This is a genomic window from Paraburkholderia sp. BL25I1N1, assembly GCF_003002025.1.
Classification (GTDB): domain Bacteria; phylum Pseudomonadota; class Gammaproteobacteria; order Burkholderiales; family Burkholderiaceae; genus Paraburkholderia.
In genome coordinates, this window is sequence record NZ_PVZB01000035.1 from 25,530 (window position 1) to 42,426 (window position 16,897).

The 16,897-nt window shown below is 62.0% G+C and carries 14 protein-coding genes; 6 read left to right on the plus strand and 8 right to left on the minus strand.

Annotation, left to right across the window (positions count from 1 at the left end):
- Positions 1 to 4: 4 nt before the first annotated feature.
- From B0G73_RS35600 to B0G73_RS35625, 6 genes are all read right to left on the minus strand, one after another.
- Positions 5 to 1,507 (minus strand): FAD-dependent oxidoreductase, encoded by a 1,503-nt coding sequence (locus tag B0G73_RS35600; protein WP_258194120.1) that lies wholly within the window; start codon positions 1,505 to 1,507, stop codon positions 5 to 7.
- A 66-nt stretch (positions 1,508 to 1,573) separates the two neighbouring features.
- Complete coding sequence (locus B0G73_RS35605; RefSeq protein ID WP_106285748.1) at positions 1,574 to 2,554, minus strand: YCF48-related protein; 981 nt, start codon at positions 2,552 to 2,554, stop codon at positions 1,574 to 1,576.
- A 30-nt stretch (positions 2,555 to 2,584) separates the two neighbouring features.
- Positions 2,585 to 4,942 carry an RND family transporter gene (locus B0G73_RS35610; protein WP_106285749.1) on the minus strand — a complete coding sequence of 786 codons (2,358 nt, stop codon included), beginning with the start codon at positions 4,940 to 4,942 and terminating at the stop codon, positions 2,585 to 2,587.
- Positions 4,943 to 5,004: 62 nt separating this feature from the next.
- On the minus strand, positions 5,005 to 6,834 hold the full coding sequence (locus tag B0G73_RS35615; protein WP_106285750.1) for a DUF1302 domain-containing protein: 1,830 nt from the start codon (positions 6,832 to 6,834) through the stop codon (positions 5,005 to 5,007).
- 75 nt (positions 6,835 to 6,909) lie between these two features.
- On the minus strand, positions 6,910 to 8,274 hold the full coding sequence (locus tag B0G73_RS35620; RefSeq protein WP_106285751.1) for a DUF1329 domain-containing protein: 1,365 nt from the start codon (positions 8,272 to 8,274) through the stop codon (positions 6,910 to 6,912).
- 76 nt (positions 8,275 to 8,350) lie between these two features.
- Positions 8,351 to 8,764, minus strand: a complete 414-nt coding sequence (locus tag B0G73_RS35625) for a RidA family protein (protein ID WP_106285752.1) — start codon at positions 8,762 to 8,764, stop codon at positions 8,351 to 8,353.
- A 386-nt stretch (positions 8,765 to 9,150) separates the two neighbouring features.
- Between B0G73_RS35625 and B0G73_RS35630 the strand changes: the two genes are divergently transcribed.
- Entirely contained in the window at positions 9,151 to 9,378 is a 228-nt protein-coding gene (locus B0G73_RS35630; RefSeq protein WP_106285753.1) for a hypothetical protein, read from the plus strand.
- A gap of 258 nt (positions 9,379 to 9,636) precedes the next feature.
- Here B0G73_RS35630 and B0G73_RS35635 read toward each other — a convergent pair whose 3' ends face one another.
- Positions 9,637 to 10,467, minus strand: coding sequence for a phytanoyl-CoA dioxygenase family protein (locus B0G73_RS35635; protein ID WP_106285754.1), 831 nt, complete (start codon positions 10,465 to 10,467; stop codon positions 9,637 to 9,639).
- A 590-nt stretch (positions 10,468 to 11,057) separates the two neighbouring features.
- Here B0G73_RS35635 and B0G73_RS35640 point away from each other — a divergent pair.
- The 5 genes from B0G73_RS35640 (at position 11,058) to B0G73_RS35660 (ending at position 15,839) form a co-directional block, all read left to right on the plus strand.
- On the plus strand, positions 11,058 to 11,732 hold the full coding sequence (locus tag B0G73_RS35640; RefSeq protein WP_106285755.1) for a histidine phosphatase family protein: 675 nt from the start codon (positions 11,058 to 11,060) through the stop codon (positions 11,730 to 11,732).
- Positions 11,733 to 11,756: 24 nt separating this feature from the next.
- Complete coding sequence (locus tag B0G73_RS35645) at positions 11,757 to 12,785, plus strand: phosphotransferase (RefSeq protein WP_106285756.1); 1,029 nt, start codon at positions 11,757 to 11,759, stop codon at positions 12,783 to 12,785.
- 36 nt (positions 12,786 to 12,821) lie between these two features.
- A complete protein-coding gene (locus tag B0G73_RS35650; RefSeq protein ID WP_106285757.1) occupies positions 12,822 to 13,586 on the plus strand; it encodes an SDR family oxidoreductase in 765 nt (254 codons plus the stop codon).
- A gap of 24 nt (positions 13,587 to 13,610) precedes the next feature.
- Positions 13,611 to 14,867, plus strand: coding sequence for an acyl-CoA dehydrogenase family protein (locus B0G73_RS35655; RefSeq protein ID WP_106285758.1), 1,257 nt, complete (start codon positions 13,611 to 13,613; stop codon positions 14,865 to 14,867).
- 72 nt (positions 14,868 to 14,939) lie between these two features.
- Positions 14,940 to 15,839, plus strand: coding sequence for a LysR family transcriptional regulator (locus B0G73_RS35660; RefSeq protein ID WP_106285759.1), 900 nt, complete (start codon positions 14,940 to 14,942; stop codon positions 15,837 to 15,839).
- Positions 15,840 to 16,152: 313 nt separating this feature from the next.
- Here the strand turns inward: B0G73_RS35660 and B0G73_RS35665 are convergent, their stop codons facing one another.
- Positions 16,153 to 16,887: a Sua5/YciO/YrdC/YwlC family protein gene (locus B0G73_RS35665; protein ID WP_106285760.1), complete on the minus strand. Its 735-nt coding sequence runs from the start codon at positions 16,885 to 16,887 to the stop codon at positions 16,153 to 16,155.
- Positions 16,888 to 16,897: the final 10 nt, after the last annotated feature.

Genomic DNA, 16,897 nt, shown 5'->3' on the forward strand with positions numbered 1-16,897 from the left:
GCATTTACGCCACCTCGCCTTGATGGGCCAGAGCCGCCAGTGCTTGCAACGCGGCCCGGTGGCCGGAGCGCACCGCACCGTCCATCGCGCCGGCCCAGATGTCGGCCGTCTCGGTACCCGACCATATCAGCTTGCCGATCGACGGATGAAGGAACTTCCCCCACGTCGTCAGGAAGCGGGGCGGCAAAGGATGAATGCATTGCAGCGTCCACGGATCGACTTTGCCCCAGTCCTGGTCGTGGAACTGCTTCGGGTGCAGCGCCTTGCCTCCGAATGCCTTGGCGTAAATCGCCGACAGCATCTGCTCGGCCGCCTTGGCATCACTTGGCAGCGAAGCCGGCGACACGAATGCGCTGATGATGCCAACCGACAGGTCGGGAGGCGAGTTGTCATAGGCCATGGAAACGGGGCCACCGACCTGGAAGATCTGGCCGTTCAGGCCGTCGTCCCGCCAGAACGGCCTCTCATAGACGTGCACCGTCTTGCGCATCGGCGCGTTCGCCGGCCAGCGCCGCTGCAATTGCGTGCGCCCGTCGGGCAACGGGGGATCGTAGACGACCTGGTTGCACAGCGCCGGATTCATCGCAACGATGACACGGCGCGCGCGCACCACACCCTGGTCGGTGTGGACCTCGACAACGTCACGATTCCAGCCGGCAATCTTGCGTACCGGGCTGGCCAGTCGGACCTTGTCGCCCAGACCCTTCGCCATCTTGATGCTGAGGATCTGTGAGCCGCCGACGAAGCGCGTTTCCTGCGCGCCGCCCTTGGTCGATTCGAGCTGGTCCAGGCTGTTGCTCGCGCTGTTGATCATCGACAGATAGAACAGCAGCCCGAGCTGTGCGGGGGCACCGCCCGTCGTCAGCTTCGCGGCCAGGCCCATGAAATATCCATCCTCATACTTCAAGCCTTGTTTCAACAGCCAGTCACCGTATGTCAGCTTGTCGAGCTCGGCCGCATCCTTCGCTTCCCACGGTGCATCGGAAGGCACGCCGCGCGCGAGTTCTCCGAGCTTCGCGCCGATCGCATCGTCGGTGCCGATGCCGCCGTGAAAATCCTGCGCCACCCTGACATCACCAGCCAGCACCGTGGTCTTGCCCGCGTAGAAGGTCGGGAAGGTATCGACTTCAAGCTCGCGTGCCAGATCGGCAATGGCCGTCTGGCCGGGACCGATCCACTGACCGCCGGCTTCCGACACCACACCGTTTCCAAGGTCATGGTTGTACGTGCGTCCGCCAACGCGGTTGCGCGCCTCCAACACGACGAACGATTCGCACCCGGCGCGCTTCAAGTCACGCGCGGCCGTCAGCCCCGCCAGCCCGGCACCGATGATGGCGACGTCCAGGATGCTTTGATCCGCCGGTGCCGCGACAACACCTTCAGCCATCGATACCTTGCCAGCCACCAGCGATGCGGCGCCCACAGCCGCCATACGCAGGAGTTGACGCCGGGTCGGTACATCCGGTTGGTTTTCCGGCATTGCACTCGATGCTATGTCGTCCTTCATTTTCTTTTTCACTCTTCAGGTATGGCCAGGGTGCCCGATGCGTCTGGACCAGAATCAAAAGTCTGCTCAAAGCCCAGTCAGTACACCATCCTGCGAAAACAACATCGGTTTCCCGCGCGCGTCGATCAGCGCGGCGGTGAGCGTCGCGCGATCCGCGCGCTGCGCGACATCGACCGGGCCGCCCGCGACGCGCTGCGTGAACGTCAGCCCGTCGAGCCCGACGCCGACCAGCCCGCCGCCGGTCGCGACCAGATCGGTGATCGAGCTGTGCGCGCCGGTATTCAGCGCGGCCCACGTCGTGCCGCCGTCGCGACTCTCGAACAGGCTGCCGAGCAGGCCGCCGACCACGATCCGGCCATCCGGCATCGCAACGCCCGACCACAACGTGCCCTTGCCGCCGGTCGGCAGATAGGCCCAGTTCGCGCCGGCATCGGCCGACTTGAGCACCATGCCTTGCTCGGACACGATGTAGAGCGCGTGTGCGGAGCCCTCAAACACATGATAGAGATTGCGGTCGGCCTTGCCGCCGCCGGGCGGCTTCGGCAACGTCGTGCGTGCCCACGTCTTGCCGCCGTCGTGCGTCTGCAGCATCAGCGACCACAGGCCGACGGCAATGCCGTCCCGCGCGCTGGTGAACAGCACCGAGAACAGCGGCTGGTCGACCGACGTGTCGAGCCGCTGCGCGACCCACGTGTTGCCGCCGTCGTCGGTCGCGAGAATCGCCCCCCACTGGCCGACGGCCCAGCCGTGCTTCGCATCCGCGAACGACACGGCCGACAGCGTCGCCGACACCGGCACGCGTCGCGCCTGCCGCCAGGTCTTGCCGTCGTCGTCGGACAGCAGCACGATGCCGTGCTCGCCGACCGCGACGATCCGCGACCCGACGCGTGTCGCGTCCATCAGCATCATGTGGGTCGGCGCCGCCCACACGTGCGCCGGCTTCGCCGACCAGGCTGCGATCGTTCCGTCGGGTTCGGCCAAAGCCGACGGGGCTGCGTATACCGTCGCCGCGGCAAGCACGATTCCGGCTACGAGAGTCTTGATCATGGCTATGTCTCTGAAATGGGGGCACCGACGTCAGTGGATCAGCACGCTGGGCGCATGCGCCGGCTTGCTGCGCGGAAACCAGCGCTCGAGGACCGACGCCAGCGCCGGCAGCACCGTCATCGCCATCACCAGATTCACGAGGAACATGAACGCGAGCAGCTTGCCCATGTCGGCCTGAAACTTCAGCGCGGAAAAGCTCCACGTCGCGACGCCGACCGCCAGCGTGATCGCCGTGAAGATCGTCGCCACGCACTCGAACTCCAGCGCGCGTTCCATCGCCGTCAGCATCGGATCGCCATCGGCCAGGTGCATCTGCAACCGGTTATAGATGTAAAGCGCGTAGTCCACGCCGATCCCCACCGCCAGCACCATCACCGGCAGCGTGGCCACCGTCAGACCGATCCTGAGCTCCTTCATGAACCAGTAGCCGATGAAGGTCGCCACCGACAGCGGCACACAGCAGGCCACCATCGCGCGCCAGTCGCGGTACGCCACGAACACGAGAATGACGATCGCGGCGTACACGTACAGCATCATCGGCAGTTCGCTCTTCTCTACCTCGTCGTTGGTGGCGGCGAGCACGCCCGCGTTGCCAGCCGCGAGGCGGAGGTGGACGCCGGGGAACGGGTGCGACGCGGCGTATTGCTTCACGTCGGCGAGGATCCGGTTGATCGTCGTCGCCTTGTGATCGGTCAGGAACAGGTGGACGGCGGTCATGTTGCAGTCCGCTTTCATGAAGCCCTTGATGCGCTGGACATCGACCGACACCGCGCCGTAGTTCTCGGCGTCGATTGGCACGACGTTCATCTTCGGGAAGTCTTCGTTGTAGCCCGCGTTGTAGGTGCGCAGCAGTCCCGAGTACGACTGCACCGACACCACGCCCGGCTCGGTGCGCATCGCCGCCGAGAATTCGTCTTCATACTGACCGACCGCCGCGTTGTCGCACGCCTTGCCGTTCGACTCGACCGCCACCGTCAGCCAGTCCAGACCCATGTCGTAGTTGCGGGCGATCGACGTCGCGTCGCGGTTGAAGCGCGCATCTTCGCGCAGCTCCGGTGCGCCCGGCTGCAGCGTGCCGATCACGCGGTCGCGGCTCTGCCACACCGCTAGCGCGAACACCACCAGCGTCACGGCCAGCATCGCCTCCGCCACCTTCGGCTGGGCCACCCGCGCGAGCGGGCGCAGCAGCGCCGAGCGCCGCGCCTGACGCTTCTGGGCCTTTTCGGCATACGCCTGGGTGACGTTGAAATAGGACGCCGCGACCGGCAGCAGGATAAGGTTCGTGACGATCTTGTAGCCGACGCCCAGCGACGCGGTGATCGCCAGTTCGCGCACCATCGGAATCGGGATCAGCAGCAGCGTGATGAACGACACGAACGCGGTGACAAGCGCCAGCACACCCGGGATCAGCAGGCCGATGAAACTATGGCGCGCCGCATCGAACGAGCTATGTCCGCGTGCGATCTGCCGCACGATGAAGTTGACCTGCTGCACGCCGTGCGAGACCCCGATGGAGAACACCAGGAACGGCACCAGCACCGCGAGCGGGTCGAGCCCGAAGCCCAGCAGCTTCAGCGTGCCGAACTGCCAGACCAGCGACGACAGCGAGCAGACGATCAGCAGCACCGTCAGGCGCGCCGAGCGGCAATACGTGTAGACCGCAAGCGCGGTCAGCAACAGCGCGATCGCGCAGAAGCCCAGCACGCCGGTCGCCCCGTCGGCGATGTCACCGATCTGCTTCGCGAAGCCGATGATCTGCACTTCGTAGCTGGCATCCTCGAACGCGCGGATCTTCGCTTCGAGCGTATGGTTGAACGCCACGTAGTCGAGCACCTTGCCGGTCGCGTCGCGCTCGTTCAGTTCGGCGGTGATCATCGCGCTGTCTTCGTTGTGCGACACGAGTGTGCCGATATAGCCGCCCGCCGTCGTCGCGTGACGGATCTTCGCGACGATCTCCGGCGTCAGTTGATCCGGCGTGACGTTGCCCGAGATGACCGGTTCCGCACGGAAACCTTCGTCGGTGATTTCGTTGACGAACGCGTTCGGTGTCCATAGTGAGCGCACCCCGACGCGATCGACGTTCGGCAGATAGATGACGGCCTGGGTGACCTTGTACAGGCGCGTCAACCCTTGCGGCGTCCAGATCGAGCCATGCCGCGCGCGCACGACGACCGTGATCCGGTTCGCGCCAAGCAGATCGTTCCGGTATTTCTGGAACGTGCGGATGTATTCATGGCCGATCGGCATCTGCTTTTCGAAGCCGGCATCCATCCGCAGTTGCACGGCAAACACCGCCATCACAGCAGTAAACAGGCCGATCACACCGATCACGAGCGCGCGATGGCCGAAGAAGGCCTTTTCCAGGCGGCTGACTAGACGTTTCAACACGACATTACCCCTTAAATCTCCCGACGACGCACGCGGTGCGCCGTCGGTCGCCAATCGATCCGTCAGAAGTTCCGGGTGACGAACAACCCGACGAAGTTTCGGTCCGAATACGGATTCCCCACGGTGTTATGGCCGCCCCAGAACATCGTGTAGTTGATGCCGGCTTGCCAGGTGGTCGGGTTCTGGTTGAACAGCACGTAGAGGTTCAACGACTTCGCGCCCTGCATGTAGTTCGCGCTGAGCGTTGGCGTGTACCCGTAAAGGCTATCGGCAAAGGTCACGCCCGGCGTAACCTGCCAGCCGTGAATCAACGTACCGTCGTAAGTCCAGTTGAAGTCGACTGTCGCGCCCACGGAACTCGAGGTGCCCTGCGCCATGCCGATCGGATAGCCGAAACCCGAGTTGTTGTTCAGCCACGGCAGGTAGCCCGCCTGCGGCACCTGCGTCACCCCCTGTCCGTTGATCGTGCGCGTGATGCCGCTCGACCTCAGGCCCGGGTAGTAGATCCACGTCAGTTCCGCGCTCAGCGTCGCTGAATCCGCGCCGATCAGCTTCAGGAACGGATACTCGCTGCGCGTAAGGGCGAGGATGCCATTGATGTCGTACTGAAACTTCTTCATGTCGGTCCACTGCTGGCAGTTAACACCTGGCACACCATCGGTGTTCAGATCAAGCGGGCCACCAGCGCCGTAGCAGCTCGACAGCGCCACGGCGTCATGAGGCCGGTACGACAGCTCCGTACCGATCGCCCAGTCGCCCAGCCCGAAATTCGCGCTGACGCCGAACAGTTGCCGGTTCTGCAGATACGACCACTGCTCGGTCCCGTTGGCCAGTGACGAAAGCACAGGGGACTTGTCCGTGTAGTTGATGTAGTAGAACGCGAAGTTCGCTCCGAAGGAGCGCGGCGCATAGTTGAACTTGAAGCCGAACTGCGGCTTGTACTTCGACGGCGCCTGCCAGTTGACGGGAAGACCGATATCAAAGAAGGGCGGCCCGGCGAATGTGCCATTGACGAGACCGTTGTTGATTCCGTCGAGCACATTCTGGTTGCCGCTATTCGACCCGGCAATCGTCCCCGCACTGGGACCCGCCACGTTGAGGTTAGCCGTGCTGATCGTGAGCGGCTGCGTGCCGCGGCCCAAGCTGTTCGTCGTCGACCAGTAAGACCCGACGGGCGGATAGCGGTTTCCGTTCCAATTGAACTGGTAGTAATCCTCAGTACTGAATCCATGCGAAAGATCGGCCGCGAAGCTGACCATCGGTGCGGGAAGCAGCGCCTGCTTGAGTTGCGAACCCGGTACCAGCAGCTTCTGGATGTCGAGCGAGTTCGTGGTATTGATGCCGCCCTGTGCGAACAAGCTCTCGCCCCAGTTGATCACCTGGTTGCCCAGCCGAACGTGAGCGGACCGCCCGCCGATCGTGAAATCTTTCTGGCCCCACAGGTCGAGCAATTGGGCATCGTAGACGACCTGCGCCGATGCGGTGCTCGACAGTGGCGTTCTCGCTGTGTCTTTCGCGAGGAAGTCGTACATCCCTGTGCCGCGGATCATGAACTTGAGACCGGCGCTCGGCATCTTCATCAGCAGCTCGCTGGTCGCGCTCACGTAGGTACTGAAGGCCTGTCCTTTACGGTAATTCAGGTCACCGTTGTCGCCGAATCCCCATTGATTGGTGTTGGCCGCCGCGCCGCACCCCCCGGAATTGGGATCGCCTGTCAGCGAGCAGCTCGGGCTCTTGGTCCGGATCGCCGCGCCTGCCGTCAGGTTGGTCACCCACGAGCCCGTGAGATCGTTGACCCCTGTCGTGAACTCGTAACCGTACGCGCTCGACGCTGCCGCTCCGAACATGGCCAGCGATACCGCAACATATCTGCCGATAATCTTCGTTTTCATGGTTCTGCCCTGCCGTCCTCCTCCAAGCCGGCACACGCGATTCGCGTGCGCCGGACCCTGACCTCCCAGCGAGCGTCAGCGCTCGCTTACCGACCGCAGCGACTCCGCCGAATAGAAGTCAACCTTGAAGCGCGGATCGTTGATCTGCTGGTACCAGTGGATGTCTTTGCCCTGACCGAAGGTGGATGAATCGACCAGGTAACGTCCGTTGGTCAGGTCGTACTGTGCCCAGACCTCGTTGTCGCAGGCGCCACCCAGCTCCCACACCGGGATCGGATAGCTCTCGCGCACCTTCCAGAGCTTGCCCTGCGCGTCATAGTCCTCGCCTACAAGCGCGAGCCAGCTATCCTCGTCCAGGTAGAAGACCTTCTTCGACGCGGCGTGACGCGCCGTCGGCTTGAGCGTCGCCTCGACCACCCAGACGCGGTGCACCTCGTAGCGACGGTGCCCGGATGCGAGGCCATTGGGCGTGGCGGCGTCATGCAGCTTGTCCTTGAAGTTGTACATGCCGAAATCGTCATACGGGACAATCATTTCCTTCTTGCCCGCCAGCTTCCAGTTGAAGCGGTCGATGGAGCCGTTGAACATGTTGAATTCATCGACCAGGTACTGGTTCTCGAAGCCGATCAGCGGCGCGTCGTGCGTGTAGGCCGGCATGCGTCTTACCCGTCGCTGTCCGGGAAAGTAGTAGTAGGTTTCCGAGTCCTTGTCGAAATACTGACGCTGCACGAAGGCCTGTCCGGCCAGCGCCGCGGGCGAATTCATCTGGAAGTAGATGGCGTTACTGAGCTGGTCGACGTCCTGCGGGGTGGTCTTGCCAACCTTGCCCGACGGGAAGTAGTACACCTGCGGCCCGACAACATCGATCGCTTCGCCGCCACCCGGGCGAGACGAAACGGTAGTTTGATCCGTTGGCCATTCAATGCCTTCGCCCCGGTATCGCGTTTCATAGTTCAGGATCGCTTCAGCTCCGTTCTTCGGCTGCGGGAATGCGACGCCCGGAAGCGCCGCGGTCTGCAGTTGCTCGCCCGTTGAATCGAGTTTTGCCGCCGTGAGATTCTCCCTGGAGTTCTGCGCAACGAAGTCTGGCACCTGGCATTCGCGATGCGATGGATAGACATCCATCCGGTAGCCCTTCTGCTGCTTGAGCAGTGCAATCTGGCCCGGCGTCAACTGGTCAGCGTATTTATCGACGTTCGATGCGTCAATCGAGTACAACGGCTTCTCGTTCTTGTGCTTCCAGAAATCACCGCGAACCTTGCCCCACTCCCAGCCAGGCTCCGCAGACTGCTTGCCCGTATAGGCCGGCACCGCGCCATCCTTGCTCGCCGCCCGATCGCCGCCTTCGGGCGTAAGGTCGTCCGCAACAGCCGCTCCGGCCATCAGCAGAAAGGCGGCCGCAATGGCGGACAAGGCTCCGATGGTGTGCTTTTTCATCATGACTCTCCTTCCGATCTCACTCTTATATGTGAGACGTGGTATCTGATTCATTCCTGACGCGTCGGGGCCGAACCCCTCAGCCTTCGCCGGACCCCGCCACCGCCACCGCGCGAATCTCGACGCACAGACCGGGAAGGGCCAACTGCGTCACACCCACGGCGGTCCATGACGGATAGCGGCTCGGGAAGTACTGATCCTTGATCGTCGTGAACGCTTCCAATTCGCCGCGCAAATCAGTGTGGAAGGTCGTCAGTTCAACGACGTCAGCCAGGCTTGCACCGGCTTCTTCGAGCACGAGCTTCACGCACTCGAACGCGATCTGTGCCTGCGCCTGCATGCCTTCAGCGGGCTTTACGTCAGCGTCGACCCCGACCTGACCGGAGACCCAGATCGTGTCGCCCACGCGTGTCGCCGGCGAGAAGTGGTACGCGTCGTAGAACGCCTGAAACGGCGGCGGAACAATCGATTGACGCTTGGTGGTCACTGCCATGATGTGAACCTCTCTACCTAGATGAATTGACGAAAACAGGGGGTGCGAAACCGGCTGCTCCACCCTTCAAATTGAAATCTCGTTGAGAAACAGAGCGGCCGTCACCTTTCCAGCCATCGCCTTTCGCAAGCCCGCCTCAAACCACGTCTTGTCGGCCTAAAAACAACGTATACGCGGCCCAATATTAGCGGCGACTCGGCCCATAAGCAAGGTCGTCACGCTAGGGAGAAACACCGACTGAACGACGCGAGAACGATTTGATTCGGTTACCGAAGCAGTCGCGAGCACGCGAGCTCCTGGTTATCAAGGCTGACAACTCATTGCCGGGTGTGCGAGTCAAGCAAGTTCTTAAGCGATCGGAGAAAGCACGAGGCTTGCCCACATCCATGAAGGTGGACAACGATCCGGAGGTCGCCAGCAAGACGCATCGATGCATGGGTCTACGAAACTGGTGTGACGCTATCGTTCATCCGCTGGCCGACAAGCATTCCATTCGGGTTGCTAACGAGTGGCAAGAGGAATTGATGCTTCGCGACCTCGAGGTACACAACGAGCCCGTCTGCAAACTCCTGACGGAAGGCGCGCACCAGGAAAAACTCTGCTGTTCAACCTGAAACTGCGTGGCGCGGGTCCGGTTCAGCGATTCGTTGAGCGATCGCCAGGTTCGGTCAACTGCGCATGGGCCCAGCAGCATGGCGCATCGCCAGCGAACGGACGGCATCGGCCAGGGCTGTCGCGACTACGGTTCTGGAAGTACGTATCGCGACAGTTCATGAACGTTTCCGACCGTGCCCTGGCAGAATAAAGTTAAGTGCCGTGCGAACACGGCATCGAAAATTATGATCGTCGCGCCCGGTTCGATGTCCTGCGGGTCATCGCAGCTGCGTGCAAGAAGACGACCGGTACGGTTCGCCCGGTTCCAGCGACGGATCGTTGAGCTCACTGATGTCGTAAGGGAAGTTGCACCCGCGGGTCGGCAGAGGCCGGTAATACACCTTGTCGCCGTAGAACCGGTAGACCAGCGTGTGGCGATCGGGGCAATCCGGGGTCACTGGAGCGCCGCCGTGCAGCATGCCGGAATGAAACACCAGCGCATCGCTAGGCTCCAGATCCCAGGTAAAGACATCCCACGCCGCCGGGTCCTTGGCGCGGTCGGCCTCGATATCGGGGAGCCGGGGCCACTCGCAATCGATCCACAGCGGCGCGGTGTGGTCATTCGCATCGTTGTAGGAAGTGCCGTTGTACTGAACGCCGGCGTGGGAACCGCGGACGAATTCGAGTGCGTTATGCCGGGGAATCTTTTCGAAGCTGGTCCAGATGTTGAGCATCTGCGGCCCGCTCACCGGCACGTACGAGTTGTCCTGGTGCCAAGGCGACCGGCCGGCATTGCCGCCCTTCTTGATGAACAGTTCTTCTCCGACAAACCACAAGTTCTCAGTGTCCCAGAGAGACGCCACGAATTCATCGAGTCCCAATTCCTTGACCGTCGCGACGTGCACATCGCGGTTCTCGACGTTGCCGTAGTCGTTAAAGGTCTCATAGGGCGTCCCCTCATAGGCCAGGCCGTGCAACGGGCTCGGGTGAGCGATCCCATAGTCGAAAGCCTCCCGCATCCGCTTGAGCCGCTCCGGCGAGAACAGACCTCGGACGACGATGGCACCGTCACGCGCCAAGTCTCGCTGCATTTGCTCTGTCACTTGCATGGAAATCTCCTCCTTCCTCTTTGACAACAACGTTTGCAATACATCGGGTGACGATGTCCGATCTGTTCAACCACGCACATGCTCAACGCCCGATAAGTGCACCGGGTCGCAGCGCAGGCCGCCGCATGATTGCCATCCGGCTCGCGGCCAGCGGCCGCTGCCCTTTCAAATCACCCTTGTCAATATTACGTATTGTCGGCCTATAAATAACGTCTCAACGGCCAAATATTAGCGGCGCAGAGGCCTACAATCAAGGTGGATGAGCTAGGGGGAAACACCAACTGAATTGCGCCCAACCGATTGGGTGCGGTCACCGAAGCGCCGGTGCTAGCGCGCGCGAGTTCCCGAGGCGCTGTGCGCGGAATACGCCGAGCGAGACGCAACGCCGCGCGCGGAAGTCGACCGGGCGAGACTTCCTACGCATCGCCGAGCACAGCGCCGATGTATTTCCCGTGTGCTGTCCCTGGGATCGATCGGCTCATGCGATCGTCCATCACCACCGTGAATGACCACGCATTCAAAAAATAAAGTTCATCAATACCGGCGACGCCCCTAAGCTGCTTCCACCGACTTGAATCGCGGAAGAAGCAATGGCAGAACTCTTTCTGGTGCGGCACGGACAGGCGTCACTGGGCAGCCAGGACTACGATCGTCTCTCGGATACCGGCAAACAGCAGAGCATCTGGCTCGGTGAGCACTTCGCGCGCAATGGCATCCGATTCGATCGGGTGATGACCGGCTCGCTGCTGCGTCACGCCGAGACGCTCGACGCGATCCGCCTCGCCACATCGGGTGCCGACGTCGAATGCGAGATTCATCCCGGACTCGACGAATACGACTTTCACGCCCTCTTTCGCGCCCTGTGCGATGAAGATCTCCGTCTCGTCGAATCCGCGAAACGCAGCCCGCGTGAATTCTTCAAGGCATTGCGGGCGGTCCTGCATCTCTGGTGTGAATGCGCCCTCGACGATCGCGTGCCCGAAACATGGCGCGCGTTTCAGAAGCGCGTGGCCGCTGCGCGCGCGGCCATTCAGCAATGCGGCGCACGACGCGTCCTGGTGGTCACTTCCGGCGGCGTGATAGGCGCTTTCATGCAGCAGATCTTGCAAGCCCCTGCTGCGATGGCCATCGAACTCAACATGCAGGTCCGCAACAGCAGCGTTACGCATTGCTTCTTCAACCGCGAAGCGATTCAGCTATCGAGCTTCAACGGCATCGCGCATCTCGACGATCCACAGCGTCACGCGTTTCAAACCTACGGTTAGTCCAACTGTCATGCACGGAAGCATATGAACAGCGAACGATCCAGCTCGTCTCTCGACATCGACCGGCTCACGCCTTATCTCGAGCAACATCTCCCTGGTTTTCGTGGGCCGGTGCATGCGACGAAGTTCGCGGGCGGCCAGTCCAACCCTACGTGGCTACTCGACGCACAAGGCCGCCGCTATGTCCTGCGCCGCCAGCCGCCTGGGACTTTGCTCCAGTCCGCTCACGCAGTCGATCGCGAGTTTCGCGTGCTGAGCGCACTCGCGCAAACGCCGGTTCCCGTGGCGCGCGTCTGGCATCTCTGTGAAGACCGCGACATCATCGGCAGCCTGTTCTATGTGATGAGCTACGAGCCCGGCCGCATCTTCTGGAACCCTGCCCTGCCCGAAGTCGATCACGACGCGCGGCGCGACTACTACGCATCGATCGTTTCGACACTCGCGGCACTCCATGACGTCGATCCGGAAAGCGTCGGTCTCGGTGACTATGGCCGGCCCGGCAACTACTTTCAGCGACAGGTCGAACTCTGGACGAAGCAGTATCGCGCTTCCGAAACGGAGCGGATCCCGCCGATGGAAGCGCTCATCGACTGGCTGCCGAGCCATTGCCAGACCGATTCGCCACGCCCGGCGCTCGTGCACGGCGATTTCCGCATCGACAACCTCATCTTTGCCGACGTCGCGCCGCGCGTGCGCGCCGTGCTCGACTGGGAACTCTCGACCCTCGGCAATCCGCTCGCGGACCTCGCGTACTTCTGCATGTGCCTGCGCCTGCCGTCGAAGGGGCATATCACCGGGCTTCGCGGTCACGATCGCACTGCGCTGGGCATCCCCGAGGAGGAGGAGATCCTCGCACAGTACTGCGCATTGCGCGGTCTCAGCGACATCGGCAACTGGAACTTCTGTCTCGCATTCAGCTTCTTCCGCCTCGCCTCGATCGCTCAGGGCGTGAAGGCGCGCGCGTTGCAGGGCAATGCATCGAGCGCGGATGCGCACGAGGTCGGCCGCATGGTCGAACCGCTCGCCCGGCTCGCCGAGGACCTGCTCGCGTAGCGGACGATCTTTCTCAACCCGTCAAAAGGAACGACATTGACTACGAAACTCTTCGACCTCACGGGACGCATCGCCCTCGTGACGGGCGCGAGCCGCGGCATCGGCGAGGCCATCGCGGCGCTGCTGGCCGAACAAGGTGCACATGTCATCGTATCGAGCCGCAAAGTGGAAGATTGCGAATCGGTCGCCGCGCGCATCCGCGTATCGGGCGCCAGCGCTGAAGCGTTCGCATGCCACGTCGGCCGCATGGAAGATATCGCGCTCATGTTCAGCCATATCCGCGAGAAGCACGGCCGGCTCGACATACTCGTCAACAACGCCGCGGCCAATCCGTACTTCGGCCATATCCTCGATACGGACCTCGCAGCCTACAACAAGACCGTCGATGTGAACCTGCGCGGATACTTCTTCATGTCCGTCGAAGCCGGCAAGATGATGAAGATGCAGGGCCGCGGCAGCATCGTCAACACGGCTTCCGTCAACGCGCTCCAGCCGGGCGACATGCAGGGCATTTACTCGATCACCAAAGCGGCCGTCGTCAACATGACGAAGGCGTTCGCGAAAGAGTGCGGCCCGTTCGGCATCCGCGTGAATGCGATTCTGCCGGGCCTCACCAAAACGAAGTTCGCCAGCGCGCTGTTCGATGACAAGGCGGTCTACGAGCGCTGGATCAACGCGATCCCGCTGCGCCGCCACGGCGAACCCGACGAAATGGCCGGCACCGTGCTCTATCTCGTATCCGATGCGGCGAGCTATACGAACGGCGAATGCATCGTCGTCGATGGCGGCCTGACGATCTAGCCAACCGCGCGAAAGGAACCCATCATGTTTTTCGCACATTACCCGAAAGTTGAAGACCTGATGCGCCGCGTGCGCAGTTTCATGGACGAGCATATCGTGCCGCGGCAGCGTCAGTGGCACGACGAAGTGCACGCTGGGCGCTTCCCCGTCTCGTTCATGGAAGATCTCAAAGCCATGGCCAAGGCAGAGGGCCTGTGGAATCTCTTCCTGCCGCACCTGAAGGACGGCGAGCCCGGCACGCGTCTCACGAACCTCGAATACGCGCCGCTCGCGGAGATCATGGGCCGCGTTTCGTGGGCGTCCGAAGTCTTCAACTGCAATGCGCCCGATACCGGCAACATGGAACTGCTGCACATGTTCGCGACGCCCGCGCAGCGCGAAACATGGCTCGTGCCGCTGCTCGATGGCCGAATCCGCTCCGCGTTCGCGATGACCGAGCCGGATGTGCCCTCCTCCGACGCGACCAACATCACGACCTCCATTCGCCGCGATGGCGACGACTACGTGATCAATGGCCGCAAATGGTTTATCACGAACGCTGCGCATCCGAACTGCAAGCTGTTCATCGTGATGGGCAAGACCGATCCGGATGCCGAAAGCCATCGTCAGCAGAGCATGATCCTCGTGCCGGCAGGCACGTCCGGCGTGACGGTCGTACGCAATATCCCGGTCATGAGTCACATCTCGCCGGAAGGACATTGCGAGATCACGTTCACGAATGTTCGCGTGCCCGCGTCGAATCTGCTCGGCGAAGAAGGCAGCGGATTTGCGCTCGCGCAAGCGCGGCTCGGGCCGGGGCGCATTCACCACTGCATGCGCTCGATCGGCGCGGCCGAGCTCGCGCTCGAACTGATGATCGAGCGCGCTCAGGAGCGCAAGACGTTCGGCAAATATCTGCATCAGCACGGCACGATCGGCGAGTGGATCGCGAAATCGCGCATCGAGATCGATCAGGCGCGCTTGCTCGTGCTCAAGACAGCGTGGCTGCTCGACGAGGTCGGCGCGAAAGAGGCGCGCAAGGAAATCTCGATGATCAAGGCGCTGATTCCGCAGGTGCATACGGCGGTGTGCGATCGTGCGATGCAGGTATTCGGCGCGATGGGCGTGAGCCCGGACACGCCGCTCGCCGATCACTGGACCTGGGGACGGGCGTTGCGTTACGCCGACGGTCCCGACGAGGTCCATCTCCAGGCCATCGCGAAAATGGAACTGGCGCAAGGCAAGGAGCGACCCGGTGCAATGGCGGCCTATCTGAACGTGCCGCCGCGTGACTGTGCCTGACGAAATCGAGGCAAACGTACGCATCCTCACAGCGCCTCCCGTTTATGATGATGGGCAAACGGAGACTGTGAGATGCGTTCACCGAAGCTGGATCTGAACCTGTTCGTGGTGCTGGAGTCGATCTACGAGAAGCGCAACCTGACCCGCGCGGCCGAGGCGCTCTTCATCACGCAGCCCGCGGTCAGCAATGCGCTCGCACGCATGCGCAAGGCGTTCGATGATCCGCTGTTCGTCAGCACGTCGTCCGGAATGGTGCCTACGCCGTTCACGGAGAACATCATCGGGCGCGTGCGTGAAGGGCTGCAATTGCTCGAGGCGAGCGCGACCGAAGGCGACGTCTTCGCCCCGGCCGCGTCCGAGCGCACCTTTCGCCTCAGCATGCCCGATTTGACCGAAGCAATCCTGCTGCCGACGCTCGGCGAACTGTTGCAACAGCAGGCGCCCGGCATGCGCATCGAGTCTTATTTCACCCCGCGAAGCGAGGTCAGCACCGCGCTCGCCACCGGCAAGATCGACTTTGCCATCGACGCGCCGCTTATCGATGATCCGCAGCTGCATCAGGCGCGCCTCGGCCGCGACCGGTACGCCTGCATGCTGCGCCACGATCATCCGTTCACCGGCGAGACACTCACGATGGACGACTACCTCGCGCTTGGCCATATTCAGGTGTCGAGCCGGCGTCAGGGGAGCGGGATCGTCGACGCCGAGCTTAAGCGGCTAGGCAAGCAGAGGCGCATACAAATGCGCGTGCAGCATTACATGGTCGCGCCGCTCGTCGCCTTGCGAACCGACCTTGCGCTGACCGCGCCGACACAGCTGCTGAAGCGTCACGACGCGCGCATGGTCGATCTGCCGTTTCCGCTCTCCGAACTGGAATGGCATTTGTACTGGCATCGCAGCAGCGAGCAGGACCAGGCGAGCTTGTGGCTTCGGGGAAAGATGATCGAGCTGATGTGCGACAAGCTCATGTGATGTGTCGCGCATCGGTGTTTTCGCACAAGGCCGCACAACCCGGCACAATTACCACTCGTTCCGCATTTCCGAGCACGAACGCGGCGTCGGCGGCGGAATGGGATTTAACCGGACGCTGCGGATTCCGTCAAATATGGATCCGGCTTCTCAATCAGCCGGATCGCACGTTCTGCTTACACCGATACCGGAAGCGATGAAGGAGCCACGGGCAGTGGCCACTTCATGGCGCTCGACGCCCTTCAGTTTTCGCCTCACCGCATGGTGAGCCCGTAGCGAATAGTGATGACAGAAACGCCCGTTTATATCGAGGCAATCAGGGCGCGCGCAGCAACTCAAATTCCTTCAGATGACCCGATGGCAACTTGTCCCGTCCCGGGTCCGCGGGCAGCTCGATACCATACTGACGCATGACTACGTCAGAGATGAGTTCGTAGCAGCTACCAATCCGAACCACTTCAACTTCAGGAAACCGGAGGATGGTTGCCGACCGTTGATAGTGGTGATACTTGCGCAAGCCGTAATTGAGGATGATGTCGGCGGCCGCTTTGATCTCCGTCTCGATATCATCCACACGAAACTTGGGGCCGCTTCCACTGAGGTTCGCCGACGAGCCAAAAAGAGGTTGCACCGCCTCGCGGCTCAGGCGACAGAGTTCGTTGTAAATGGGACCCGCGTTCAGCAACATGGCGATGGTGCCATTTGCTGTACTTGCCTCGAGCAACTCGTCGTCGATCCTCTGAAGAAGCGGGTGGTCGAGACGGCACGGTGCGATTGCACCAAGCGGCAAGTTGTAGTCGAGGGTGATCGACTCGATGATGTCCTGCGAACGTTTGTCCAGCGCATGAATCTCTCGTTGCGTGATTGCGTCGCCGAGGATGGCATTGCGCTTGTGGCTGCCTCGCTTCTTCGTGTCGAAGATTTTCTGCATGGCGGCCTTACTACTGCCGACCATGCCATATCCAACATCGTTTGGCCAGATTGCAATGCCTCCTCCGGCAACGACTTCAAAGACCCGGCTTACATCGCTTGCAATATCGATCCGCGGCATGCTCGTCTCC